The organism is Aeromicrobium duanguangcaii (assembly GCF_024508295.1).
Classification (GTDB): Bacteria; Actinomycetota; Actinomycetes; order Propionibacteriales; family Nocardioidaceae; genus Aeromicrobium; species Aeromicrobium duanguangcaii.
Genome location: NZ_CP101990.1, coordinates 2,566,189 through 2,589,568 on the forward strand (window position 1 = coordinate 2,566,189; position 23,380 = coordinate 2,589,568).

The window sequence follows — 23,380 nt, forward strand, 5'->3', positions numbered from 1 at the left end:
GTCACCTTCTGGTGGTCGGCGGACCCAAAGGGGCGGCCCGGCCCCACGCTATCGCGCAGGGTCCGGGCCGCGGGCCTCAGTACTACGAGGACGCGATTAGTTCGCCGAGACCTTGATGGTCCCGTCGATGATCTGCTGCTTGTACTCGTTCAGCTTGTCCTCGATGTCGTCGACGTGACCGCCGGTCGTCGAGTAGCCGACACCGTCGACCTTGAGGTCGTAGACCTGCGGGCCGGTCTTGATGTCGCCGGCCTCGACGCCCTTGAGGAAGTCGAACACCGCGACGTCGATGTTCTTGATCATCGAGGTCAGGATGCTGCCGCGGACCGACTCGTCGGCGGTCTTGGCCTGGTCGGAGTCAACGCCGATGGCCCACTTCTTGGCGTCAGTGGCCGCCTGGAAGACGCCACCGCCCGAGCCGCCGGCCGCGTGGTAGACGACGTCCGCGCCCTTCTCGTACATGCCGGTGGCGGCCGTGTTGCCCTTGGCCGGGTCACCGAAGCCGCTGAAGTCCGGCGGCGTGGAGAGGTAGACCGACTGGACCTTGATCTTCGGGTTGACGGCCTTGGCGCCGGCCTTGTAGCCCGCCTCGAACTTCTCGATCAGCTCGGTGTCGACACCGCCGACGAAGCCGATGTTGCCGGACTCGGACTTGAGCGCGGCAGCCGCGCCGACCAGGAACGAGCCCTGCTCCTCGGCGAAGACGAGGTTCGTGATGTTGTCACCGAGGACCGCGCCCTCATCGACGATGGCGAAGTTGACGTCCGGGTTCGCCTTCGAGATCTTGTCGACCGACTGGCCGTACGCGAAGCCCACGGCGATGACCGGGTTGTAACCGGCGTCGACGAGCTGCTGAAGGCGCTCCTCGCGAGCCGACTCGGGCTCGCCGTCCTGGGCCTCGGCGTCCTTGACCTCGAAGCCGAGCTCGCAGGCGGCCTTGTCCAGACCCTTGGCTGCGGAGTCGTTGAAGGACTGGTCTCCACGACCGCCGACATCGAAGGCCATGCCGACCTTGACGTCACCCTTCTCGACGCAGTTCTCGCCAGCGGCGCTGTCGTCGTCGGAGCTCTTCTTGGAACAGCCGGCTCCGGCGAAGACCAGGGCGGTCACGGCGGCCGCTGCGGTCAGCTTGTTCAATCGACGCACTTTTTTCCTCCTCAGGAGCTGCGCCCGGAAAGGAGGGCGCGAGCGATGTCCAGATGAGGTTAAGCGTTGAAATGACAGCCCATGACCAAGTTCGCACTTACACCGACAACTGTCACCGAACCGTAATCAAACCCCCGCGGCACTAGGATCGGGTCATGACCCTCTCCGGCCCCATCGCCGTCGGCCACGACGGCTCCGACTTCTCCGATCAGGCTCTGCGCTGGGCTCTGGCGCTGGCCGATCGGGCCACGCTCCCCGTCACCGTCGTGCGGGCCTGGACGATGCGCACCGCACCGAAGCCCAAGACCCAGGAGTTCGGCTACGTCCCCCCGGCCTCGGACTTCGCCGACGCCGTCCGCGAGAGCCTCGAGGAGTCCACGCGCGAGCTGCTCGCCGAGTACCCGGACGTCGACGTGACCCTGACGGTCGAGCGCGGCCAGCCGGCCACCGTGGTCGTCGAGGCCAGCCGCGGCGCCTCCCTGCTCGTCGTGGGCCCGCGCGGCCTGGGCGGGTTCAAGGGCCTCCTGCTCGGCTCGGTCAGCGAGCACGCCGTGGGCAACGCCTACTGCCCGGTCGTCGTCGTGCGCGGCGAGGGCGATCCCGCCCAGTCCGAGCCCGAGGCCTGAGCCGACCGCTGCGTCAGGCGATCGCGGCGTTGGCCAGCACGAGGGCGCCGACCGCGATGGCGCGCTCGTCGACGCGCAGGTTGCCCTGGTGCAGGTCGTACGTCGGGCCGCCGGGGGTGCGGGTGCCGAGGCGGGCCATCGTTCCGGGCAGGGTCTCGACGTACCAGGCGAAGTCCTCGCCGCCGAGGCTCTGCGACGTGCTGGCGACACCCTCGGGCCCGAGCGCGCCGGCGACCGCCTGACGCAGTCGCTCGGTGACGGCGAAGTCGTTCACCACCGGCGGCACACCCCGGGTGTAGGTGAGGTCGACGCCCACGCCGAACGGCTCGACGATGTCGGCGATGATGCCCCGCACGAGGTGCTCGGCCTCGTGCCACGCGGCCGCGTCGAGCATCCGCAGCGTGCCCTTGAGCTCGCCGACGGCAGGGATCACGTTGGCCGCGTTGCCGGCGCTGACCTGACCCCAGACGAGGCTGGCCCCGGCGCGCGGGTCGAAGCGGCGCGACAGCACAGCGGGCAGCTGGGTGATGAGGCTGCCGAGGGCGAAGGTGAGGTCCTCGGTCAGGTGCGGACGCGACGTGTGGCCGCCCCGGCCGTTGAGGACGACGTGGATCTGGTCGGACGCACCGGTGATGGCGCCCTCACGGATGCCGACCCGGCCCACGTCCAGCGACGGGTCGCAGTGCAGCGCGAAGATCCGGCTGACGCCGGCGAGCACGCCGTCGGACAACAGGCGCAGCGCGCCACCGGGCATGACCTCCTCGGCGGGCTGGAAGATCAGGCGCACGCGCGTCGGCAGGCCGATCGCGCGGTCGGCCTCGACCAGCGCGGTGGCCGCGCCGATCAGCGCGGAGATGTGCACGTCATGACCGCAGGCGTGGGCGACGCCGGGGTTCTTCGAACGCCAGGGGTCCTGCGTGGTGTCGAGGATCGGCAGGGCGTCGAGGTCGGCGCGCAGCGCGACGATCGGACCGCCCGAGGGGCCGATGTCGACGGAGAGGCCGGTGCCCTCGAACCGCTGGGGGCTCAGCCCCAGCTTGTCCATCCATGCGTAGACCAGGTCGGTGGTGCGCTCCTCCTGCCACGACAACTCGGGGAAAGCGTGCAGGTCGCGACGGAGTTCGATGAGGTCCGGGGTCGCGGTCTCGATGGCGCGTGCGATGGATTGTTGGAGGGTCATGACCCGTCGAGTCTACGCCGGTCGACGTGCCACCTGCCGCCATCTCGGATGCGGGACGGCGCGTCGCTGAACGAGGTTCACCGTCACCCCTGCCGCGCCCGGTAGGCGGCCTGCGCCTCGCGGTTGCCGCAGGTCGTGCTGCAGAACTTGCGGGAACGGTTGCGGGACAGATCGACGACGACGCCGTCGCAGTCGCTGGCGGCACATCGGCCGATGCGGCCGAGGTCGTCGGCTCGGATGAGGTCGATCATCGCCATCGCGGTCTCGACCAGGATCCGCTCGTGCAGCGGCCGGTCATCGGCGATCGCGTGCACGTGCCAGTCCAGGCGGTCGTGGCGCACGAGCCGGGGCACGGCCTGCTGCTCGGTCAGCACCTGGTTGACCAACTCGACCGCCGCGTCCCGGTCGGCGGTCAGCAGGCCGCGCAGGCGGGCCCGGATCCCCCGCACCGCCTCGAGGTCGGTCCGGTTCCGCGGCCGGGCGCCGGTGTACTCCCAGCGATCGAAGAACTCCGTCAGGTCGTCGAGGGTCTGCAGGGTGTCCGGTTCGTCCGCCGTGTTGGCCAGCTCGGCGGCAGCACCGAGGGCATCGGCGACGTCAGGAGTGAAAGCCATGTTGACACCTTACGACAAGGAGCCGTAGCGTCAGGACTCATGAGGCCAGACACTCCTGACACCGCGGTCGCTGCCCGGCACACCCCGACCGGCCTGCTGCTGGCGCTCACCTCCGCCCTGGCCTTCGGGACGTCGGGCACGCTCGCCCGCGGCCTCATGGACGCCGGGTGGTCCCCCGGCGCCGCGTTCGCGGTGCGCGTCACCCTCGCCGCGGCCGTCCTGGCCGTCCCCGGGCTGCTCGCCGTCAGGGGTCGGACCCGGTTACTGCTCACGCATGCCCGCACGATCGTCCTCTACGGACTGTCGGCCGTCGCCTGCGCGCAGCTCTTCTACTTCATGGCCGTGCAGCGACTCGACGTCGGCATCGCCCTGCTGATCGAGTACACCGCGCCGGTCGCCGTCGTGCTGTGGATGTGGTTCGCCCACGGCCAGCGCCCCGGTCGCTTCACCCTCGTCGGGGCCGTCGTCGCCGCGGTCGGCCTCGTGCTGTTGCTCGACGTCGTCGGTGACACGCAGATCGACCTGGTGGGCGTGCTGCTGTCGCTCGTCGCGATGACGGGCGCCGCGACCTACTTCGTCATGTCGGCCGACGACTCGAGCGGACTGCCCCCGCTCACGCTGGCCGCGGGTGGCCTGGTCGTGGCCGCCGTCGCGTTCTGGATCCTGGCCGCGGTCGGCGTGATTCCCTTCACCATGACGACCGATCCGGTCGTCTTCGCCACCGGATCGGTGCCCTGGTGGGTGCCGGTCGCGCTGCTCGGCTTCGTGGCGGCCGCCCTGGCGTACGTGACCGGCATCGCCGCGGCCCGACACCTCGGCGGGCGGCTCGCGTCGTTCGTCGCCCTCACCGAGGTCGCCGCCGGGCTCGGCTTCGCGTGGGCCCTGCTCGACCAGGCGCCCGGCCCGTGGCAGTGCCTCGGCGCGTTGCTCGTCCTTGCCGGGATCGTCGTGGTCAAGCTCGGCGAGCGGGACGTGACCTCACTCGGCGGAGACGAGGGCCTCCTCGTCGAGCCCTTCCCGGTGCAGCATCCGCCGGGCGGCCGGTGAGACGCGGCGACGCGCCCACAGGTGGTGCGTCCGGGCGTAGAGCAAGGTGGCCACGAGGATGCCGGCGACCGACGCCCCACCGCCGAGGATCAACGTCCACCGGGCCCCGAACTCCTCGCCGACCCAGCCGATCAACGGCGCGCCCACGGGCGTGCCTCCCATGAAGACCATGAGGTAGAGCGCCGCGACCCGGCCGCGCATCTGCGGCGCCGCCGTCAGCTGGATCAGCCCGTTCGCCGACGTCACCATCGTCAGCGACGACAGTCCCAGCAGCGGCAGGATGAGCGCGAACGTCGTGTACGTGGGCATCATCCCGGCCACGATCTCGGCGATGCCGAAGGCCAGCCCTGCGACGACGACGAAGATCAGCCGCGGGCGGGTGCGACGGGCCGCGAGCAACGCGCCGACCAGGGATCCGATCGCCAGGATCGAGCCGAGGATGCCGTACTCACTCGCACCCTTGCCGTAGACCTCGGTGGCCATGAGGGCCGACGTCATCTGGAAGTTCATCCCGAAGGTGCCCACGAAGAAGACGCAGATGAGCAGCAGCACCAGGTCGGGCCGCGACCGGACGTACCGCACCCCCTCGCGCACGGCGCCTTTCCGGCTCCCGGAGACGGGCGAGGGATGCAGCCGCCGCGCGTCGAGCGCGGTGAGCGAGGCGATCACGGCCACGTAGCTGACGGCGTTGGCGAGGATGACCCAGCCGGTCGCCTTCACCCCGCTGCCGAGTGCGGCGATGAGCAGGCCGGCCAGCGCCGGGCCGATCATCCGGGCGGTGTTGAACGACGCCGAGTTCAGGCCGACCGCGTTCGAGAGGTCTTCCGACCCGACCATCTCGGCGACGAACGACTGCCGCGCCGGGGCGTCGAATGCCGTGCCCACGCCGAAGACGAACGCGATGACGTAGACGTGCCAGGCCTCGACGGCTCCGGTGACGGCCAGGACACCCAGCACGACGGCGGGCAGGGCCATCGCGAGCTGCGTGACCTTGAGGATCTGCTGCTTGGGGAACCGGTCGGCGACGACGCCTGCGACGGGGCTGAACAGCAGGGCGGGCAGGAGCTGCAGGCCGGTGGTGATCCCCAGCGCCGTGCCGCTGCCGGTCAGGGTCAGGATCAGCCAATCCTGGGCCACGCGCTGCATCCAGGTGCCGACGTTCGACACCAGGGCGCCCATGGCGTAGACGCGGTAGTTGCGGATCGACAGGCTGCGGAAGGTGGAGCTCACGCGTCGTCCTCCGCGAGCCTGACCAGGAGATCGGTGGCATCCCGCAGCCGTGCGCGTTCGGCGGAGGTGAACGTGGCCAGGCGGCGGTCGAGCCACTGGTCGCGGCGCTGACGCTCCTCGGCGAGGACCTTCTCGCCGAGCTCGGAGACCGAGATGAGGACCTGTCGGCCGTCGTCGGGATGGGGCTTCTTGGTGACGTAGGAGTCCTCGAGCAGGCACTTGAGGGTCCGGGCCACGGAGGGCTGCGAGACGCGCTCACGCGCGGCGATCTGACTGGGCGTGGCGGGTCCGAGGACACGCACGGAGCCCAGCACGGACAGCTGGGTGGCGGTCAGGTCGGACTGGCGCTCCTGGCGCAGCCGTCGGTTGAGTCGGGCCACCGCCTGCGCGAGACGCTGCGATTCGGTGGGCATGTCTTTAGCATAGGTCATTAACCATGCTAATGAAAGAGATCGCGCTCACGGCGCCTGCGAGACGTCGAACACCGGTCCGGGCTCCGGTCCCGCCACCTCGAGCCGGGTCTGGCGCGCCGGCCGCCTCCCATGTGAGGGTGGGACTCTCGACTCCGGAGGTGGCGTGATGTTCGCTCGACTGTTCAGGAAGAAGACCAAGCCCGAGCCCGTCTCGTTGACCACCGAGGAGCGCCAGGCGATGCAGTCGCGGCAGGGCGCTGGCTGGACCGCTCGCCGTGGCGCGACCCAGGGCGAGCAGACCCCGTCACTGCTGCGCAACAACGCGAACGGCTACTGAGCGCGCACGAGGGCCGTGCCCTCCCGCGACACGACGAAGGGGCCCGCCGGTCGGCGGACCCCTTCGTGTGTATTTCGGGCGTGGATCAGACCAGCGCGTTGCGCAGGTCGCGGTACAGCGTGCTGATCACGTCGAGCGGGATGCCCTTGGGGCAGGCCGCCGCGCACTCACCGATGTTGGTGCAGCCGCCGAAGCCCTCGGCGTCCATCTGCTCCACCATGCCGATGACGCGCGACTCGCGCTCGGGCTGACCCTGCGGCAGCAGGCCCAGGTGCGTGATCTTGGCGGCGGTGAACAGCATCGCCGAGCCGTTGGGGCACGCGGCGACGCAGGCGCCACAGCCGATGCACGTGGCAGCCTCGAACGCGTGGTCCGCGTTCTCCTTCGGCACGGGCAGGTTGTTGGCCTCGGGCGCCGAGCCCGTGGGCGCGGAGATGTAGCCGCCGGCCGCGATGATGCGGTCGAGCGCGCCACGGTCGACGACGAGGTCCTTGACGACGGGGAAGGCCCCGGCACGCCACGGCTCGATGTCGATGACGTCGCCGTCATTGAACGTGCGCATGTGCAGCTGGCACGTCGTGGTGACCTCGGGGCCGTGCGCGATGCCGTTGATCACGACACCACACGCGCCACAGATGCCCTCGCGGCAGTCGGAGTCGAACGCCACCGGCTCCTCGCCCTCGAGCGTGAGCCGCTCGTTGAGGACGTCGAGCATCTCCAGGAAGGACATGTCCTCACTGACGTCGTCCAGCCCGTAGGTGACCATCTTGCCCTTGGTGTCGGCGTTCTTCTGACGCCAGACCCGAACGGTGATCTTCACTTGTAGCTCCTGGCCTTCATCTCGACGTACTCGTACTCCAGCGGCTCCTTGTGCAGGATGGGCTGGTTCCCGGTGTGCTCCCAGGCGGCGACGTAGGCGAACTCGTCGTCGTGACGCAGCGCCTCGCCGTCCTCGGTCTGGCTCTCGCCGCGGAAGTGACCACCGCAGGACTCGCGGCGGTTCAGCGCATCGATGCACATGAGCTCGCCGAGCTCGAAGAAGTCCGCCACGCGGTTGGCGCGCTCGAGCGTCTGGTTAAGCTCCTCGGCCTCACCCGTGACCTTGACGTTGCTCCAGAACTCGGCCTTGAGGTCGCGGATCATCTGGATGGCCTTGATCAGGCCCTCCTCGGTGCGCTCCATGCCGCAGTGGTCCCACATGATCTGGCCGAGCTCCTTGTGGAAGGAGTCGACCGTGCGGGTGCCGTTGATCGAGAGCAGCTTCTCGACCCGCTCCTCGACGGCCTGACGGGCCTCGACGACGCGCGGGTGGTCCTCGGAGACCTTCTCGTACGGAGCCTTCGACAGGTAGTTCGCGAGCGTGTTCGGCAGCACGAAGTAGCCGTCGGCCAGACCCTGCATCAGCGCCGAGGCGCCGAGGCGGTTGGCGCCGTGGTCGGAGAAGTTCGCCTCGCCGGCCACGAACAGGCCGGTCAGGTTGCTCTGCAGGTCGTAGTCGACCCACAGGCCGCCCATCGTGTAGTGCACGGCGGGGTAGATGCGCATCGGACGCGTGTACGGGTCCTCGCCGGTGATCCGGGCGTACATGTCGAACAGGTTGCCGTACTTGGCCTCGACCGCCGGACGCCCGAGGCGCTCGATGGCCTCGGCGAAGTCCAGGTAGACGCCCAGGCCGCCGGGGCCGACGCCCTTGCCGGCGTCGCACTGGTACTTCGCGGCACGCGAGGCGATGTCACGCGGCACCAGGTTGCCGAACGCGGGGTAGATGCGCTCGAGGTAGTAGTCGCGCTCGTCCTCGGGGATGTCCGCCGGGTGACGGTCGTCGCCGGCCTTCTTCGGCACCCAGATGCGGCCGTCGTTGCGCAGGGACTCGCTCATCAGCGTGAGCTTGCTCTGGTAGTCGCCCGAGACGGGGATGCAGGTGGGGTGGATCTGCGTGTAGCAGGGGTTCGCGAAGTAGGCGCCCTTGCGGTGCGCGCGCCACGTGGCCGTGACGTTGGAGCCCATGGCGTTCGTCGAGAGGAAGAAGACGTTGCCGTAGCCGCCGGTCGCGAGCACGACCGCGTCGGCCAGGTGCGTCTCGACCTCGCCGGTGAGCATGTCGCGGACGATGATGCCGCGGGCCCGCTCGGTGCCGTCGGCATCGGGGACCATGATCAGCTCGAGCATCTCGTGGCGCGTGTTCATCTCGACCGTGCCGGCGCCGATCTGGCGCTCGAGGGCCTGGTACGCGCCGAGCAGCAGCTGCTGGCCCGTCTGGCCGCGAGCGTAGAACGTGCGCGAGACCTGGACGCCGCCGAAGGAGCGGTTGTCCAGCAGGCCGCCGTACTCACGGGCGAACGGGACGCCCTGCGCGACGCACTGGTCGATGATGTTCACCGACACCTGCGCGAGGCGGTAGACGTTCGACTCGCGGGCGCGGAAATCGCCGCCCTTGACCGTGTCGTAGAAGAGCCGGTAGATCGAGTCGCCGTCGTTGCGGTAGTTCTTGGCCGCGTTGATGCCACCCTGGGCGGCGATCGAGTGGGCGCGACGCGGGCTGTCCTGGTAGCAGAACGTCTTGACGTGGTAGCCGGCCTCGCCGAGCGTGGCAGCGGCGGAGGCGCCGGCCAGGCCGGTGCCGACCACGATGACGCTCAGCTTGCGTCGGTTGGCCGGGTTGACCAGGGCCATGTGCGCCCGGTGCTCGTCCCAGCGCTTCTCGATGGGGCCGCTGGGAGCGGCGGTGTCGCGGATGTCGTCGCCGACAGCGAAGTAGTCCAAAGCCATGTCTAAATCCTTGTCAGTCGACGAACCCGAGCAGAATCGCCCAGGGCGGGATCAGGAATCCGAGGGTGATGATGCCCGCGACGATCCACGACAGGGGCGTCAGACGCGAACCCAGCCGGGTGCCGCTGTGATTGGCACCGAGGGTGGTCAGAGCGCTCCAGACGCCGTGCCACAGGTGGAAGCCGACGGCCGCCATGGCGATCGTGTAGGACAGGGTCACCCACCAGATCTCGAAGCCGTTGACGACCCGCAGGTAGGGGCTGCTGCTCGCGCCGCCGGGGTGGATCTGGTTCCCGGTCAGGTGCAGCAGGTGGTAGATCAGGAAGAGGACGATCACGATGCCGCCCCAGCGCAGGGTGAAGCTCGCGTAGCTGCGCTGGACGCCGCGCGCGCCGCGGGGCGACTGGTAGCGCTTGCGGCCCACGTAGCCGGCGGCCTTCTTGTTGCGACGCCACAGCACGATCGCGGCGTACGCGTGGCCGACGATCGACGCCAGCAGCACGACGCGGATGATCCACAGGGCGCCCTCGCGCGGCAGGTAGGGCTCGCCCAGCACGCGCAGGTGGTGCGAGTAGCTGTCGAACGCCTCCTGGCCCGAGAAGACCTTGAGATTGCCGTACATGTGCAGGAGCAGGTAGCCGACCATGACGAGGCCGGTCACCGCCATCAGGAACTTCAGCGCGACGGTCGACCGCTGTGCGGGCACGCGCGTGATCTGGGAAGTGGCCACGGCGTCAGGTTAAGCGCCTTCGAGGATTCACGCTAAGTCGAAGTAAGCCGAACCCTCATAGACGACGGCTATGCTGGGTCGGTGCAACTGCGCCACCTCGCCTACTTCGTCGCCGTCGCCGACGAGCGGAGCTTCACTCGGGCCGCCGACATCCTGGGGGTCTCCCAACCGACCCTGTCCAAGCAGATCCGCGCTCTCGAGAACACCTTGGGCACCCGGCTGCTGGTTCGGGACCGTGCGGGCCTCGAGCTGACCAGTGCCGGCGAGGCTCTGCTCCCCCACGCCCAGCGCATCCTCATCGAGGCCGACAACGCGATCCGCTCGGTCCACGAGGTCGCCTCGTTGCAGCGCGGACGGGTGCGCATGGGCGCCACGCCGTCGATGGTCGAGGGCCTGCTCGCGCCGGTGCTGCGCCGATTCCGGGCCGAGCACCCCGGGATCGATCTGGAGGTCCACGAGGCCGGGTCGCGCGACCTGACCGCCGAGCTGTCGACGGGCCGGATCGACCTGGCCCTGCTGATCGTGCCGCTGGCGTCGCAGATCCCCGACCTCGAGACCGCGATCGTCTACACCGAGCGCCTGGTGCTGGCCAGCCCCGCCGACGCGGACATGCCCGAGCAGATGGACGTCGCCGACCTCGAGGACCTGCCCCTGGTCATGTTCCGCGAGGGCTACGACCTGCGCGACGTCACGCTGCGGGCCTGCCGCGCGGCGGGGTTCGACCCGCGGCTGTCGGTCGAGGGCGGCGAGATGGGCTCGGTGCTGCGCTTCGTGGAGTCCGGCCTCGGCCATGCCGTCGTCCCCGACATCGTCATGGGCACCCGCACGGGGCTGCGCCGGACACGGCTCGAGAACCCGCCGCTGTCGCGCTCCATCGCCGTCGCGCACCGGCCGCTGGAGACGCTTCCCCTGGCCGCTCGCGCCTTCCGTGCCGTGCTGGTCGAGTCCCTCGCGGGCTGAGTCAGCCCAGCGGGAACGCCGACGTCGGCACCCAGCCGGTCTCGGGCTCGTCGACGTAGAGGTGGATCGCCTCGACCTCGAACGTGCACCGGAAGTCGACGAGGTCCTCCAGCGCGGTGTCCAGCGCCTCGTCGGGCACGTGGTGGGCCACCGTCACGTGCGGGTGGAACGGGAACTCCGGCTCCGGCGCGCCGATCGCCTTGCGCACGCCCTCGGCGAGGGTCTCGATCTGGGCGATGCCCTGGCTGACGGCCACGAACACCACCGGCGAGATCGGCCGGAAGGTGCCGGTGCCCAGCAGGCTGACCGTGAAGGGCCGGAAGAACTCGGTCAGCTCGCGCAGGTCCTCACCCAGGTCGTCCATGCCCGACTCGTCGACCACGAGCGGCGGCGCCAGCGTGATGTGGCTGGGGATGCGGTCGGCCATCACGTCGCCGTAGGAGCGCCGCTTGTCGCGCAGCGTCTGACCGTAGGGCTCGGGGATGGCGATCGACACGCCGACGGTCACGGTCACGGATGACCGCCCAGCGGCTTCGCGAAGCCGGAGCGGTCGTAGACCAGCTCCAGGGTGGGCGTGGCGACCTCACGGGCCCGGGCCGCGCCGGCGGCGAGGATGCGATCGAGCTCGCCACGGTCGTCGAGCAGCTCGCGGGTGCGGGTGCCGAAGTCGCCGACCAGCTCGCCCACGATCTCGGCCAGGTCGACCTTGAGGTGCCCGTACTGCTTGCCCTCGTACTCCTTGACGATGTCGTCGATCGCGCGACCGGTCAGCACCGAGTAGATCGTCAGCAGGTTCGAGACACCGGGCTTGGCCGCCGGGTCGAACCGGATCTCGGTCTCGGAGTCGGTCACCGCCGACTTGATCTTCTTGGCGGCCTGCTTGGGCGTGTCCGTCAGGTCGATGACGCCGGTGTGCACCGGGTTCGACCCGCTCATCTTGTTCGTGGGCTCCTGCAGGTCGTAGATCTTCGCCGTCTCCTTGACGATGTACGCCTCGGGGATCGTGAAGGTCTCGCCGAAGCGGTGGTTGAACCGCTGGGCGAGGTTGCGGGCCAGCTCGACGTGCTGGCGCTGGTCCTCGCCGACCGGGACCTTGTCGGCCTGGTAGATGAGGATGTCGGCGGCCATCAGGATCGGGTAGGTGAAGAGGCCGACGCTGGCGAACTCGGTGCCGGCCTTGGCGCTCTTGTCCTTGAACTGCGTCATGCGGCTGGCCTCGCCGAAGCCGGTGACGCCGTTGAGGATCCACGACAGCTGGGCATGCTCGGGCACGTGGCTCTGGACGAACAGGGCGCTGCGCTCGGGATCGACACCGGCGGCGAGCATCTGCGCCGCGGCGATGTACGTGCGCTCGGCCAGCTTGGCCGGGTCGTACTCGACGGTGATCGCGTGCAGGTCCGGGATGAAGTAGAACGCCTCGAAGTCGTCCTGCAATGCCACCCAGTTCATGAAGGCGCCGATGTAGTTGCCGAGGTGGTACGAATCGGCGGTCGGCTGCGCGCCGGACAACGCTCGGGGGAGGCGTGACATGGGGTCGATTGTGCCAGCCGCACCTGTGAGCGCCAGCCGCGCCTGTGAGTAGGGTGAACGGCGTGGACGACGTGCGGCGCTGGCAGGTTCCGGGCCGGGTCAACCTGATCGGCGAGCACCTGGACCACAACGGCGGGGCTGCCCTGCCGATCGCGATCGACCGCTCGCTGCTGGTCAAGGCGCGTCGGCGCACCGACGGGACGGTCAACGTCTGGAGCCGCGGCGAGCGTGCCTCCTTCCCCGTCGAGACGGTCCCCGGTGACGTGTCGGACTGGTCCGCCTACCCCGCCGGCGTGGTGTGGGCGCTGCGCGAGTCCGGTGTCCCCGTGACGGGCGCCGACCTCGTCCTCGAGTCGACTCTTCCCGTCGGCGCCGGACTGTCGTCGTCGGCCGCGATGACGTGCGGTGTCGCGCTGGCGCTGGACGACCTGGCCGGCGCCGGACGCCCCCGCGAGGAGCTGGCCCGCGTCGCCCAGCGCGCCGAGAACGACTACGTCGGGGTCCCCACCGGGCTGATGGACCAGTACGCCGTCCTGTTCGCGCAGGAGGGCCACGCCGTGCACCTCGACTTCGGTGCCGATCCGCCGTCCGCCGAGCCGGTGCCTGCCGACTGGGGCGACGACGGACTCGTGCTGGCTGTCATCGACACCGGGGTGCACCACGAGCTGGCCGCCGGCGAGTACGCCGAGCGGCGGCGCGAGTGCGCGGCGATCGCGAGCGAATTGGAGCTCAGCGCGCTGGCGTCCATCGGGCTCGACGGCCTGCTCTCGCTGACCGACGAGACCGCCAAGGCCCGCGCCCGTCACGTCCTGACCGAGTCCACGCGGGTCCGCGGCGCCGTCACCGCCCTGCGCCGGCGCGACTGGGCGCAGTTCGGCGCCATGCTGACCTCGTCGCACGAGTCCCTGCGCGATGACTTCGCCGTGTCCTGCGAGGAGCTGGACGTCGCGGTCGACGCCGCCCTCGCCAGCGAGGCGCTCGGCGCCCGGATGACCGGCGGCGGCTTCGGCGGCAGCGCCATCGCGCTCATGCGTCCCGAGCAGGTCGACCGGCTGCGCGCCCGGGTCGAGGCCGCGTTCGCCGACCGCAGCTGGGCGGCGCCGACGGTCTTCACGGTGCGCCCCTCCCCCGCCGCCGCCCTCCTGCCCTGACCGAGATTTGCTCCGCATCCGACCTTTCAGGACGACTCAAAGGTGGAATTCGGAGCACATCTCGGAGTCCCGTACGCTGAGCCGGTGACGCGGATTGCCTACCAGGGAGAGCCCGGCTCGAACTCCCACCTGGTCATCGACCTCCACCACCCCGACGCCGAGGCAGTTCCCTGCGCCTCGTTCGAGGACGCCTTCGCGGCCGTCAGCTCGGGGCAGTGCGATCTGGCCATGATCCCGATCGACAACTCGCTGGCCGGGCGGGTCGCCGACATCCACCACTTCCTGCCCACCAGCGGGCTGCACATCGTCGGCGAGCACTTCCTGCCGATCAAGTTCGCCCTGATGGGCACCCCGGGCACGACGCTCGAGTCGATCAAGACCGTGCACAGCCACGTCCATGCGCTCGGCCAGTGCCGCCGCATCATCCGCGAGCACGGCTGGACCCCGCTGATCTCGGGCGACACCGCCGGCGCCGCGCGCGAGATCGCCGAGGCCAGCGACACCACCGCCGCGGCCATCGCTCCCCCGCTGGCTGCCGGCATCTACGGCCTCGAGGTCCTCGCCGCCGACATCGAGGACGAGGCCCACAACACGACGCGCTTCGTGCTGCTGTCGCGCGACGACGTGCGCGCGCCCGCCGACAACGGCCCGGTCGTCACGAGCTTCATCTTCAACGTGCGCAACCTGCCGGCCGCGCTCTACAAGGCGCTCGGCGGCTTCGCCACCAACGGCATCAACATGACCAAGCTCGAGAGCTACATGGTCGGCGGCGAGTTCGCCGCCACGATGTTCCTGGCGGAGGTCGACGGGCACCCCGACGAGCCCGGCCTGGCCCGCGCGCTCGAGGAACTGCAGTTCTTCACCACCGAGATCAAGGTCCTGGGGGTCTACCCGGCCGATCCGTTCCGGGCCGGGATCCGGTGACCGTCGGCGCGTGGCCCCTCAACGTCCCCGTCCTGACGGACGGTGTCGTCACGCTGCGCGCCCACACCCCGGCCGATCTGGACCGGATGAACGAGATGGCCAACGACCCCGACATGGCCCGTTGGACCGCGGTCCCCGTGCCGAACCCGCGCAGCGCGACCGAGAAGTACGCGATGGAGCTGGTCCCGCACGGCTGGGACAGCGAGACCTCGCGCTGCTGGGCGATCGAGTACGAGGGTCGCTACGTGGGCAACGTCGACATCCGGGGCAAGGGCGCGCTGGCCGACATCGGCTACGCACTGCATCCCGACGCCCGCGGCCGGTCGCTGGCCGTGGACGCGGCGCGGCTGGCGATCGACTTCGCGTTCGTCGAGGCCGGCAAGGAGGTCGTCGTCTGGCGCTCCCACGTCGGTCACGTGGCCAGCCTGCGCGTGGCCCACACCCTCGGCTTCCGCCTGCACGGCACGCAGCCCGACGCCCTGCTCGAGCGCGGCAAGGTGCTCGACGCCTGGACCGGGTCACTGCGGTTCGGCGACGCGCCCGTCCCCCGCACCCCGTGGCTCGCGTCCACGCTCACCACCGAGCGTCTGACGCTCCGTCCGCTCGTGACCGCCGACGTCCCCCGGATCGTCGAGGCCTGCGCCGACCCGAGCACGGGGCACTTCCTGAACCTGCCGTCGCCCTACCGGGAGGCGGATGCGCACTGGTACGTCCACGACTCGTGGTGGCAAGCGGCGGTCGGGCATCACGAGACCTGGGCGATCGCGGACGGTGACGACCGGCTGCTCGGCACGATCCGGCTCCTGGCCCTCGACGATCCCACCGGCGGACTGGGCGAGCTCGGCTACTGGGCGCACCCCGACGCGCGGGGGAAGGGCGTCATGACCGAGGCGTGCCGCGCCGTCGTCGAGCACGCCTTCGATCCCGACGGTCTCGACCGCCGGCGGCTCAGCCTCGTCGCGGCGGAGGGCAACACCGCCAGCCGCCGGATCGCCGACGCGCTGGGCTTCACGCAGTACGGCACCGAGCACGGCACGGCCCGGCTGGCCGACGGCACGCTGACCGATCACCACCTCTACGAGCGGTTGCGCTGAAGCAGGCGTAGATTCCCCGGGTGAGTTCTGCCTCCTCCCCCACTCGAACCCTGCCGGAGAACCCCTGGCCCGCCCTGTGGGCCATGGTCATCGGCTTCTTCATGATCCTGGTCGACTCGACGATCGTCTCGGTCGCGACGCCGGCCATCCGCGACGACCTGGCCACCGACTACAACGCGGTCATCTGGGTCACGAGCGCCTACCTGCTCGCGTACGCCGTGCCCCTGCTGATCACCGGGCGCCTCGGCGACCGGCTCGGCCCCAAGCGGGTCTACCTCGTCGGCCTGACGGTCTTCACGCTCTCGTCGCTGTGGTGCGGCCTGACCGGCTCGGTCGAGGGCCTCATCCTCGCGCGCGTCTTCCAGGGCCTCGGCGCCTCGATGATGACCCCGCAGACGATGGCGGTCATCACGCGCACCTTCCCTGCCGACAGCCGCGGTCGCGCCATGGCTCTGTGGGGCGCCACGGCCGGCGTCGCGACCCTCGTCGGCCCGGTCCTGGGCGGCGTGCTCGTCGACCAGGCCGGCTGGGAGTGGATCTTCTTCATCAACGTCCCCGTCGGCATCGTCGGCTTCGTGCTGGCCTGGCGGCTCGTCCCGCGGCTCGAGACCCACACGCACAGCTTCGACTGGCTCGGTGTCGCCCTGAGCGCCGTCGCGATGTTCCTCATCGTCTTCGGCATCCAGGAGGGCGAGCAGTACGACTGGGGCACGATCACCGGCTGGATCTCGGTGCCGCTGCTGATCGCCGCCGGCCTGCTCGTGCTCGCCGCGTTCCTGGTCTGGCAGGCCCGCAACCGGCGCGAGCCGCTCCTGCCGCTCGCGCTGTTCCGCGACCGGAACTTCTCGGTGTCGAACGTGGCCATCTCGACCGTCTCGTTCTCGGTGACGGCGATGGCGTTCCCGTTCATGCTCTGGACCCAGACGGTGCTGGGCTATGACGCGACCCAGGCCGGTCTGTTGTTCGTGCCCATGGCCGTCGTCACCGCCGTGATGGCGCCGATGGTCGGCAGGATGAGCGACCGGATGCCTCCGCGCCGCCTGGCCTCCATCGGCTTCGGCACATCCGCGATCGCACTGCTCGGCACGGCGTGGATCATCGCGCCCGACACCCCGCTGTGGCAGCTGCTGGTGCTCAACGCGCTGCTCGGCTTCGGCAACGCGTTCCTGTGGGCGCCGCTGGCCTCCACCGCCACGCGCAACCTGCCGATGTCGGCGGCGGGCGCCGGGTCGGGCGTGTACAACACCACCCGTCAGGTCGGCGCCGTCCTGGGCTCCGCCGCGATCGCCGCCGCCATCGCGGGACGGCTCGCGGCGCACCTGCCCGGCGCCGCCGACGTCGCCGGCGCGAGGACCGGCGGTGCCAGCCTGCCCGAGCAGCTGGCCGGGCCCTTCTCGGACGCCATGTCCGAGGCGATCATCGTCCCGGCGCTGGCGTTCGTCGTCGGTCTCGTGGTGGTGCAGTTCTTCGCGCCCGCCACGACCGCGCCGAAGCCATAGCAGCCCCGGGAACGACGACGGCGGCCGGAACCCGAGGGTTCCGGCCGCCGTCGTGCGTGGCGTGACTCAGAAGGAGGCGAGAGCCTCGTTGAAGGTCGCGCTGGGTCGCATGATCTTCGCGGCCTTCTCCGGGTCGGGCAGGTAGTAGCCGCCCAGGTCGACCGGGTTGCCCTGCACCGCGAGCAGCTCGTCGACGATCGCCTGCTCGTCGGCGGCCAGCTTCTCGGCGAGGGGCGCGAACGCCTCGGCCAGCGCGGCGTCGTCGCTCTGCTGCGCGAGCTCCTGGGCCCAGTAGAGCGCCAGGTAGAAGTGGCTGCCGCGGTTGTCGATCGTGCCGAGCTTGCGGCCCGGCGACCGGTCGTTCTCGAGGAACGTGGCGGTCGCGCGATCGAGGGCGTCGGCCAGGACCTTCGCCTGGGCGTTGCCCGTCGTGGTGGCGTACTGCTCGAGGCTCGGGACGAGCGCGAAGAACTCACCGAGGGAGTCCCAGCGCAGGTAGTCCTCCTTGACGAGCTGCTGCACGTGCTTGGGCGCCGAGCCGCCGGCGCCGGTCTCGAACAGGCCGCCGCCGTTGATCAGCGGCACGACCGACAGCATCTTGGCGCTGGTGCCGAGCTCGAGGATCGGGAACAGGTCGGTGTTGTAGTCACGCAGCACGTTGCCGGTGACGCTGATCGTGTCCAGACCCTGACGCAGGCGCTCGACCGAGAGCGCGGTGGCCTCGACCGGCGACATGATGCGGATGTCCAGGCCCTCGGTGTCGTGGTCGCCCAGGTACTCGTTGACCTTGGCGATCAGGTTGGCGTCGTGGGCGCGGGACTCGTCGAGCCAGAACACCGCCGGGTCGCCCGAGGCGCGGGCGCGGTTGACGGCCAGCTTCACCCAGTCGCGGACCGGGATGTCCTTGGTCTGGCAGGCGCGCCAGATGTCGCCCTGCGCGACCGCGTGCTCCATCAGCACGTCGCCGGCGGAGTTGAGGACGCGGACGGTGCCGGTCGTGGGGATCTCGAACGTCTTGTCGTGCGAGCCGTACTCCTCGGCCTTCTGCGCCATGAGGCCCACGTTCGGGACCGAGCCCATCGTGGACGGGTCGAAGGCGCCGTTGGCCTTGCAGTCGTCGATGACGACCTGGTAGACGCCGGCGTACGAGCTGTCGGGGATGACCGCGAGGGTGTCGGCCTCTTGGCCGTCCGGGCCCCACATGTGACCCGACGTGCGGATCATGGCCGGCATCGACGCGTCGACGATGACGTCGCTGGGGACGTGCAGGTTGGTGATGCCCTTGTCGGAGTCGACCATGGCCAGGCTCGGGCCCTCGGCCAGCTCGGCCTCGAAGGAGGCCTTGATGTCGGCGCCGTTCGGGACGGCGTCGAGACCGGCCAGGATGCCGCCGAGGCCGTCGTTGGGGCTCAGGCCGGCCTCGGCCAGCGCGGCGCCGTGCTCGGCGAACGTCTTCGGGAAGAAGGCGCGGACCACGTGGCCGAAGATGATCGGGTCGGAGACCTTCATCATCGTGGCCTTGAGGTGCACCGAGAACAGGATGCCGTCGGCCTTGGCCTGGGCGACCTGGGCGGTCAGGAACTCGCGCAGCGCCGCGACGTTCATGCTCGTCGCGTCGACGATCTCGCCGGCCAGGACCGGGATCGACTCCTTGAGCACGGTCGTGGTGCCGTCGTCGCCGACCAGCTCGACGCGCAGGTCGTCGTCGGCCTCCAGGACCACGGACTTCTCGTTGGCCCGGAAGTCGTCGACGCCCATCGTGGCGACCGAGGTCTTCGAGTCGGCCGACCAGGCGCCCATGCGGTGCGGGTGGTTCTTGGCGTAGTTCTTGACCGAGGCCGGCGCGCGGCGGTCGGAGTTGCCCTCGCGCAGGACCGGGTTCACGGCCGAGCCCTTGACCTTGTCGTAGCGAGCGCGGATGTCGCGCTCCTCGTCGGTCTGGGGGTCCTCGGGGTACTCCGGCATGTCGTAGCCCTGCGAGCGCAGCTCGTCGATGGCCGCCTTGAGCTGCGGGACCGAGGCCGAGACGTTCGGCAGCTTCACGATGTTCGCCTCGGGGCGCTGCGCCAGGTCGCCGAGCTCGGCGAGGGCGTCGGCCGCTCGCTGGCTCTCGGGCAACAGGTCGCTGACGGCCGCGATGAGGCGGCCGGCGAGCGAGATGTCCCGGGTCTCGACCTTGACGCCGGCCTTCGAGGCGTACGCCTCGATGATCGGCAGGAAGGAGTAGGTGGCGAGGGCGGGAGCCTCGTCGGTGTGCGTGTAGATGATCGTCGAGTCCGTCACGGCACCAAACTACCGGGTCCGCCGGTCACCGCGCGCCGCGCCCGTGGCTACCGGATGCACCATTGTCGAGTTAGATGGTCCACAATATGAACAACGTCCAGAATCCCGGCTGCGCGATCTACGGTGACTTCTCGACGCACCGCCCGGTGCCCCACACGACAGGAGAACGCCGATGACTCGGCTCACCCGCCCCCGCCCCCTGACCGCTCTCGGACTGCTGCTCTCGGCCGCACTGCTCGCCAGCTGCGCCCCCTCCTCCGGTGACGACTCCGGCGAGGGCACCGAGCTCGACCTCGTCGGCTTCGCCGTGCCCAAGGCCGGCAACAACGCCGCGCAGAAGGCGTTCGCCGCGACCGACGCCGGCGATGGCGTCACGTGGAAGGAGTCGTACGGCGCCTCGGGCGACCAGAGCCGCGCCGTGGCCGGCGGCCTGCCCGCCGACTACGTCCACTTCTCCGTCACCCCGGACGTCACCCGCCTGGTCGAGAAGGGCCTCGTCGCCGAGGACTGGAACGCCGGCGCGAACCAGGGCATCGTCACCGACTCGGTCGTCGTCCTGGTCGTCCGCGAGGGCAACCCCAAGAAGATCACCGGCTGGGACGACCTGGTCAAGCCCGGCGTCGGCATCGTGACCCCGAACCCGGGCTCCTCCGGCGCGGCCCGCTGGAACGTCCTCGCCGCGTGGCAGCACGTCATCGGCGCCGGCGGCAGCCAGGCCGACGCCGAGAAGTTCCTCGGCAAGCTGTTCGCCAACGTCAAGGCGCTGCCCGGCTCGGGCCGCGACGCGACCACCGCGTTCCAGGGCGGCACGGGCGACGTCCTGATCTCCTATGAGAACGAGGCCATCCTGGCCCGCCAGCTGGGCGAGAAGATCGACTACGTCGTCCCCGAGGACACGCTGCTGATCGAGAACCCCGCGGCCGTCACCAAGGACGCCGACCCCGCCGCCAAGAAGTTCCTCGAGTTCGTGCTGACCCCCGAGGGCCAGAAGGAGTACGTCTCCAAGGGCTTCCGTCCGCTGAGCTCGATCGAGGGCGTCGAGGTCGGCGAGGTCGAGGGCGCCAATGATCCGGCGAACCCGTTCCCGACCCCCAAGAAGCTGTTCACGATCGAGGGTGACCTCGGCGGCTGGGAGAAGATCAACGCCGAGTACTTCGACGAGGACAAGGGCATCATCACCAAGCTGCTGGCGGAGTCCGGCAAGTCATGACCGTCGACCTGCTCGACACCCCTGCGAGTCCGCCGCGCACGCGGCGGGCTCGCAGGAGCACGTTGACCCGCTCGTCGGGCCTGGGCCTGGGTGTCGCCCTGGTCTGGTTCAGCCTGCTGGTCCTGATCCCGCTGTGCCTCGTGGTCATCACCGCGGCCGAGGGCGGCTGGTCCACCTTCTCGTCGGTGCTGCAGAACCCGCAGACCGCGGCGGCCCTGCGCCTGACCGTCTTCGAGGCGATGGCCGTCAGCCTCCTCAACGTCGTCATGGGCACCCTGATCGCCTGGGTGCTGGTGCGCGACGACTTCTGGGGCAAGCGCGCCCTCGAGGTCGTCATCGACATCCCCTTCGCGCTGCCGACGATCGTCGCGGGCCTCGTGCTGCTGAGCCTCTACGGGCCCACCAGCCCGCTCGGCATCGACGTCGCCAACACCCGCTGGTCGGTGTTCCTCGCGCTGCTGTTCGTCACGCTGCCGTTCGTGGTGCGCACCGTCGAGCCCGTCCTGATGGAGCTCGACCCCGAGGTCGAGCAGGCCGCCATGTCGCTCGGCGCCAGCCGCGCCACGACGGTGCGGCGCATCATCCTGCCGGCGCTGGCCCCCGCGATCACCGCCGGCGCGGCCCTGTCGTTCGCCCGCGGCATCAGCGAGTACGGCTCGCTGGTCCTGCTGTCGGGCAACCTGCCGCTCAAGACCGAGGTCGCCTCGGTCCGCATCCTGACCTACATCGAGAACGGCAACGAGGCCGCGGCCGCGTCCGTCGCGGTGATCATGCTGGTCGTGGCGCTGGCCGCGATCGCCGCCCTCGAGATCCTCTCCCGACGGGTGTCGCGTCGTGACTAGTCGCGTGAGCTCCCCCCGCACCACGGGCACCTACGTGCGCCGGGCCCTGGTGATCGGCTACCTGTTCCTGCTGGTCATCTGGCCGCTGAGTCTGGTCGTGCTGCACACCTTCGACGGCGGCCTCGAGAACATGCGCGCCGCGCTGAGCGACCCGAACGTCGTCATCGCCCTGCAGATGACGGTCTACGTCGCCGCGTGGGCCGTCGTCCTCAACACCGTGTTCGGCGTCGGCATCTCGCTGCTGCTGGTCCGCGTCGAGTTCCCCGGGCGCCGGCTGCTCTCGGCCCTGGTCGACCTGCCGCTGTCGGTCTCGCCGGTCGTCGTCGGCCTGGCCCTGCTGCTGGCCTACGGCAGCACCGAGGGCATGTTCGGCCCCGCGCTGAAGGACGCCGGGCTCCAGGTGGCCTACGCCCCGCCGGGCATGATCCTGGCGACCGCGTTCATCAGCCTGCCGCTCGTCGTGCGCGAGATCGTGCCCGTGCTGCAGGAGATCGGCACCGACCAGGAGCTGGCGGCCCAGAGCCTGGGCGCCGGTGGCTGGCAGACCTTCTGGCGCATCACGCTGCCCTCGATCCGCTGGGCCGTCGTCTACGGCGTCGTCCTGAGCCTGGCCCGCGCGTTGGGCGAGTTCGGCGCGGTCAAGATCATCTCGGGCAACCTCATCGGCAAGACCCAGACGGCCACCCTGGTCGTCGAGCAGAAGTACCAGGACTTCGAGCAGGGCGCCGCGTACGCGACGAGCTTCCTGCTGGCCCTGATCGCGGTGGCCGCCATCGTCGTCGTCGCCATCCTCCGTCCCTCCCACAGCACCGACCAGGAGAACCCATGAGCATCGAGATCACCGGCGTCACGAAGCGCTTCGGCGACTTCGTCGCGCTCGAGGACGTCGACCTCAAGATCCCGAGCGGTCAGCTGACGGCGCTGCTGGGACCCAGCGGTGGCGGCAAGTCGACGCTGCTGCGCATCGTCGCCGGCCTCGACACGGCCGATGCGGGCACGGTGGTCATCGAGGGTCGGGACACGACCCACATGCCCGCCCAGCAGCGCAACGTCGGCTTCGTGTTCCAGCACTACGCCGCGTTCAAGCACCTCACCGTGGCCAAGAACGTCGCGTTCGGACTCGAGATCCGCAAGCGCCCCAAGGCCGAGATCAAGGCGAAGGTCGACGAGCTGCTCGAGCTCGTGCACCTGAGCCAGTTCGCCGACCGCATGCCCTCCCAGCTCTCGGGCGGTCAGCGCCAGCGCATGGCCCTGGCCCGCGCGCTGGCGATCGAGCCCAGCGTCCTGCTGCTCGACGAGCCGTTCGGCGCCCTGGACGCCAAGGTCCGCAAGGAGCTGCGCGACTGGCTGCGGCGGCTGCACGACGAGGTCCACGTGACCACGGTGTTCGTCACCCACGACCAGGAGGAGGCCCTCGAGGTCGCCGACTCCATCGTCGTCATCAACGAGGGCCACATCGAGCAGGTGGGCTCGCCCGACGACCTGTACGACACCCCCGCCAACGACTTCGTGCTGGGCTTCCTCGGTCCGGTCACGCGACTGGGCGACCGCACGATCCGGCCGCACGACATCGAGGTGTCCCCGGTCGAGACGGCGGCGGTCGTGGACGGCCCGATCACCCGCTGGACGCGGGTCGGCTTCGAGGTGCGCCTCGAGGTCACGCCCACCGATCCGCGGTACCCGGACCCCGTGCACGTCTCGGTGACCCGCGCCCAGGCCCTGTCGCTGGGCCTCAAGCAGGGCCAGCACGTGTGGCTGACACCGGCGGCGGGAGCCGGCCGGTACTGAGCCGCCC

At 70.2% G+C, this 23,380-nt stretch carries 23 protein-coding genes; 12 read left to right on the forward strand and 11 right to left on the reverse strand.

Annotated features, from left to right (window positions below; genetic code table 11):
* Window positions 1–96: 96 nt before the first annotated feature.
* Window positions 97–1,146: a BMP family lipoprotein gene (locus NP095_RS12675; protein WP_232419424.1), complete on the reverse strand. Its 1,050-nt coding sequence runs from the start codon at window positions 1,144–1,146 to the stop codon at window positions 97–99.
* A 155-nt stretch (window positions 1,147–1,301) separates the two neighbouring features.
* Between NP095_RS12675 and NP095_RS12680 the strand changes: the two genes are divergently transcribed.
* The gene (locus tag NP095_RS12680; RefSeq protein ID WP_232419422.1) at window positions 1,302–1,772 is read left to right on the forward strand and encodes a universal stress protein; all 471 of its coding nucleotides are present in this window, start codon (window positions 1,302–1,304) and stop codon (window positions 1,770–1,772) included.
* Window positions 1,773–1,785: 13 nt separating this feature from the next.
* Here NP095_RS12680 and NP095_RS12685 read toward each other — a convergent pair whose 3' ends face one another.
* Window positions 1,786–2,952, reverse strand: coding sequence for an amidohydrolase (locus tag NP095_RS12685; protein ID WP_232419420.1), 1,167 nt, complete (start codon window positions 2,950–2,952; stop codon window positions 1,786–1,788).
* 83 nt (window positions 2,953–3,035) lie between these two features.
* The gene (locus tag NP095_RS12690) at window positions 3,036–3,566 is read right to left on the reverse strand and encodes a CGNR zinc finger domain-containing protein (RefSeq protein ID WP_232419417.1); all 531 of its coding nucleotides are present in this window, start codon (window positions 3,564–3,566) and stop codon (window positions 3,036–3,038) included.
* Between the two features lie 39 nt (window positions 3,567–3,605).
* On the opposite strand from NP095_RS12690, the gene NP095_RS12695 reads away from it, so the two are divergent.
* Entirely contained in the window at window positions 3,606–4,613 is a 1,008-nt protein-coding gene (locus NP095_RS12695; protein WP_232419414.1) for an EamA family transporter, read from the forward strand.
* Here NP095_RS12695 and NP095_RS12700 read toward each other — a convergent pair.
* Both NP095_RS12700 and NP095_RS12705 read right to left on the reverse strand, forming a co-directional pair.
* Complete coding sequence (locus tag NP095_RS12700) at window positions 4,545–5,843, reverse strand: MFS transporter (RefSeq protein WP_232419412.1); 1,299 nt, start codon at window positions 5,841–5,843, stop codon at window positions 4,545–4,547. The two genes, NP095_RS12695 and NP095_RS12700, sit on opposite strands and share 69 nt — an antisense overlap.
* Window positions 5,840–6,256, reverse strand: a complete 417-nt coding sequence (locus NP095_RS12705; protein ID WP_232419409.1) for a MarR family transcriptional regulator — start codon at window positions 6,254–6,256, stop codon at window positions 5,840–5,842. The genes NP095_RS12700 and NP095_RS12705 overlap by 4 nt, the downstream gene beginning before the upstream one ends.
* A gap of 166 nt (window positions 6,257–6,422) precedes the next feature.
* On the opposite strand from NP095_RS12705, the gene NP095_RS12710 reads away from it, so the two are divergent.
* Window positions 6,423–6,593, forward strand: coding sequence for a hypothetical protein (locus NP095_RS12710; RefSeq protein WP_232419406.1), 171 nt, complete (start codon window positions 6,423–6,425; stop codon window positions 6,591–6,593).
* Window positions 6,594–6,678: 85 nt separating this feature from the next.
* Here NP095_RS12710 and NP095_RS12715 read toward each other — a convergent pair whose 3' ends face one another.
* Genes NP095_RS12715 through NP095_RS12725 form a run of 3 tightly spaced genes read right to left on the reverse strand, consistent with a single transcriptional unit; the run spans window position 6,679 to window position 10,092 of the window.
* Complete coding sequence (locus NP095_RS12715) at window positions 6,679–7,413, reverse strand: succinate dehydrogenase/fumarate reductase iron-sulfur subunit (RefSeq protein ID WP_232419404.1); 735 nt, start codon at window positions 7,411–7,413, stop codon at window positions 6,679–6,681.
* Window positions 7,410–9,362 carry a fumarate reductase/succinate dehydrogenase flavoprotein subunit gene (locus NP095_RS12720; protein WP_232419401.1) on the reverse strand — a complete coding sequence of 651 codons (1,953 nt, stop codon included), beginning with the start codon at window positions 9,360–9,362 and terminating at the stop codon, window positions 7,410–7,412. Before NP095_RS12720 ends, NP095_RS12715 begins: the two co-directional genes overlap by 4 nt.
* A 13-nt stretch (window positions 9,363–9,375) precedes the next feature.
* Window positions 9,376–10,092 carry a succinate dehydrogenase cytochrome b subunit gene (locus NP095_RS12725; protein ID WP_232419398.1) on the reverse strand — a complete coding sequence of 239 codons (717 nt, stop codon included), beginning with the start codon at window positions 10,090–10,092 and terminating at the stop codon, window positions 9,376–9,378.
* Between the two features lie 81 nt (window positions 10,093–10,173).
* Here NP095_RS12725 and NP095_RS12730 point away from each other — a divergent pair, with 81 nt between their 5' ends.
* Window positions 10,174–11,052 (forward strand): LysR substrate-binding domain-containing protein, encoded by an 879-nt coding sequence (locus NP095_RS12730; protein WP_232419395.1) that lies wholly within the window; start codon window positions 10,174–10,176, stop codon window positions 11,050–11,052.
* 1 nt (window position 11,053) lies between these two features.
* On the opposite strand, the gene NP095_RS12735 is transcribed toward NP095_RS12730, so the two are convergent.
* Window positions 11,054–11,566, reverse strand: coding sequence for a 2'-5' RNA ligase family protein (locus NP095_RS12735; protein ID WP_232419394.1), 513 nt, complete (start codon window positions 11,564–11,566; stop codon window positions 11,054–11,056).
* Window positions 11,563–12,582 carry a tryptophan--tRNA ligase gene (gene trpS / locus NP095_RS12740; protein ID WP_232419393.1) on the reverse strand — a complete coding sequence of 340 codons (1,020 nt, stop codon included), beginning with the start codon at window positions 12,580–12,582 and terminating at the stop codon, window positions 11,563–11,565. The genes NP095_RS12735 and trpS overlap by 4 nt, the downstream gene beginning before the upstream one ends.
* A 62-nt stretch (window positions 12,583–12,644) precedes the next feature.
* Here trpS and galK point away from each other — a divergent pair, with 62 nt between their 5' ends.
* The 4 genes from galK to NP095_RS12760 all read left to right on the forward strand — a co-directional run bounded on the left by galK (window position 12,645) and on the right by NP095_RS12760 (window position 17,250).
* Window positions 12,645–13,733, forward strand: coding sequence for a galactokinase (gene galK / locus NP095_RS12745; protein WP_232419392.1), 1,089 nt, complete (start codon window positions 12,645–12,647; stop codon window positions 13,731–13,733).
* 84 nt (window positions 13,734–13,817) lie between these two features.
* Window positions 13,818–14,657 (forward strand): prephenate dehydratase, encoded by an 840-nt coding sequence (locus NP095_RS12750; RefSeq protein WP_404801097.1) that lies wholly within the window; start codon window positions 13,818–13,820, stop codon window positions 14,655–14,657.
* Window positions 14,654–15,751: a GNAT family N-acetyltransferase gene (locus tag NP095_RS12755; RefSeq protein ID WP_232419391.1), complete on the forward strand. Its 1,098-nt coding sequence runs from the start codon at window positions 14,654–14,656 to the stop codon at window positions 15,749–15,751. Before NP095_RS12750 ends, NP095_RS12755 begins: the two co-directional genes overlap by 4 nt.
* Before the next feature lie 83 nt (window positions 15,752–15,834).
* Entirely contained in the window at window positions 15,835–17,250 is a 1,416-nt protein-coding gene (locus NP095_RS12760; protein ID WP_232419526.1) for a DHA2 family efflux MFS transporter permease subunit, read from the forward strand.
* A 66-nt stretch (window positions 17,251–17,316) separates the two neighbouring features.
* Here NP095_RS12760 and NP095_RS12765 read toward each other — a convergent pair whose 3' ends face one another.
* On the reverse strand, window positions 17,317–19,533 hold the full coding sequence (locus NP095_RS12765) for an NADP-dependent isocitrate dehydrogenase (RefSeq protein ID WP_232419389.1): 2,217 nt from the start codon (window positions 19,531–19,533) through the stop codon (window positions 17,317–17,319).
* Between the two features lie 172 nt (window positions 19,534–19,705).
* Between NP095_RS12765 and NP095_RS12770 the strand changes: the two genes are divergently transcribed.
* The 4 genes from NP095_RS12770 (at window position 19,706) to NP095_RS12785 (ending at window position 23,373) form a co-directional block, all read left to right on the forward strand.
* Window positions 19,706–20,743, forward strand: coding sequence for a sulfate ABC transporter substrate-binding protein (locus NP095_RS12770; protein WP_232419387.1), 1,038 nt, complete (start codon window positions 19,706–19,708; stop codon window positions 20,741–20,743).
* A 62-nt stretch (window positions 20,744–20,805) separates the two neighbouring features.
* Window positions 20,806–21,585, forward strand: a complete 780-nt coding sequence (cysT, locus tag NP095_RS12775; RefSeq protein ID WP_232419385.1) for a sulfate ABC transporter permease subunit CysT — start codon at window positions 20,806–20,808, stop codon at window positions 21,583–21,585.
* A 4-nt stretch (window positions 21,586–21,589) separates the two neighbouring features.
* On the forward strand, window positions 21,590–22,414 hold the full coding sequence (locus tag NP095_RS12780; protein WP_232419383.1) for a sulfate ABC transporter permease: 825 nt from the start codon (window positions 21,590–21,592) through the stop codon (window positions 22,412–22,414).
* Window positions 22,411–23,373: a sulfate/molybdate ABC transporter ATP-binding protein gene (locus tag NP095_RS12785; RefSeq protein ID WP_232419381.1), complete on the forward strand. Its 963-nt coding sequence runs from the start codon at window positions 22,411–22,413 to the stop codon at window positions 23,371–23,373. The genes NP095_RS12780 and NP095_RS12785 overlap by 4 nt, the downstream gene beginning before the upstream one ends.
* Window positions 23,374–23,380 lie beyond the last annotated feature (7 nt).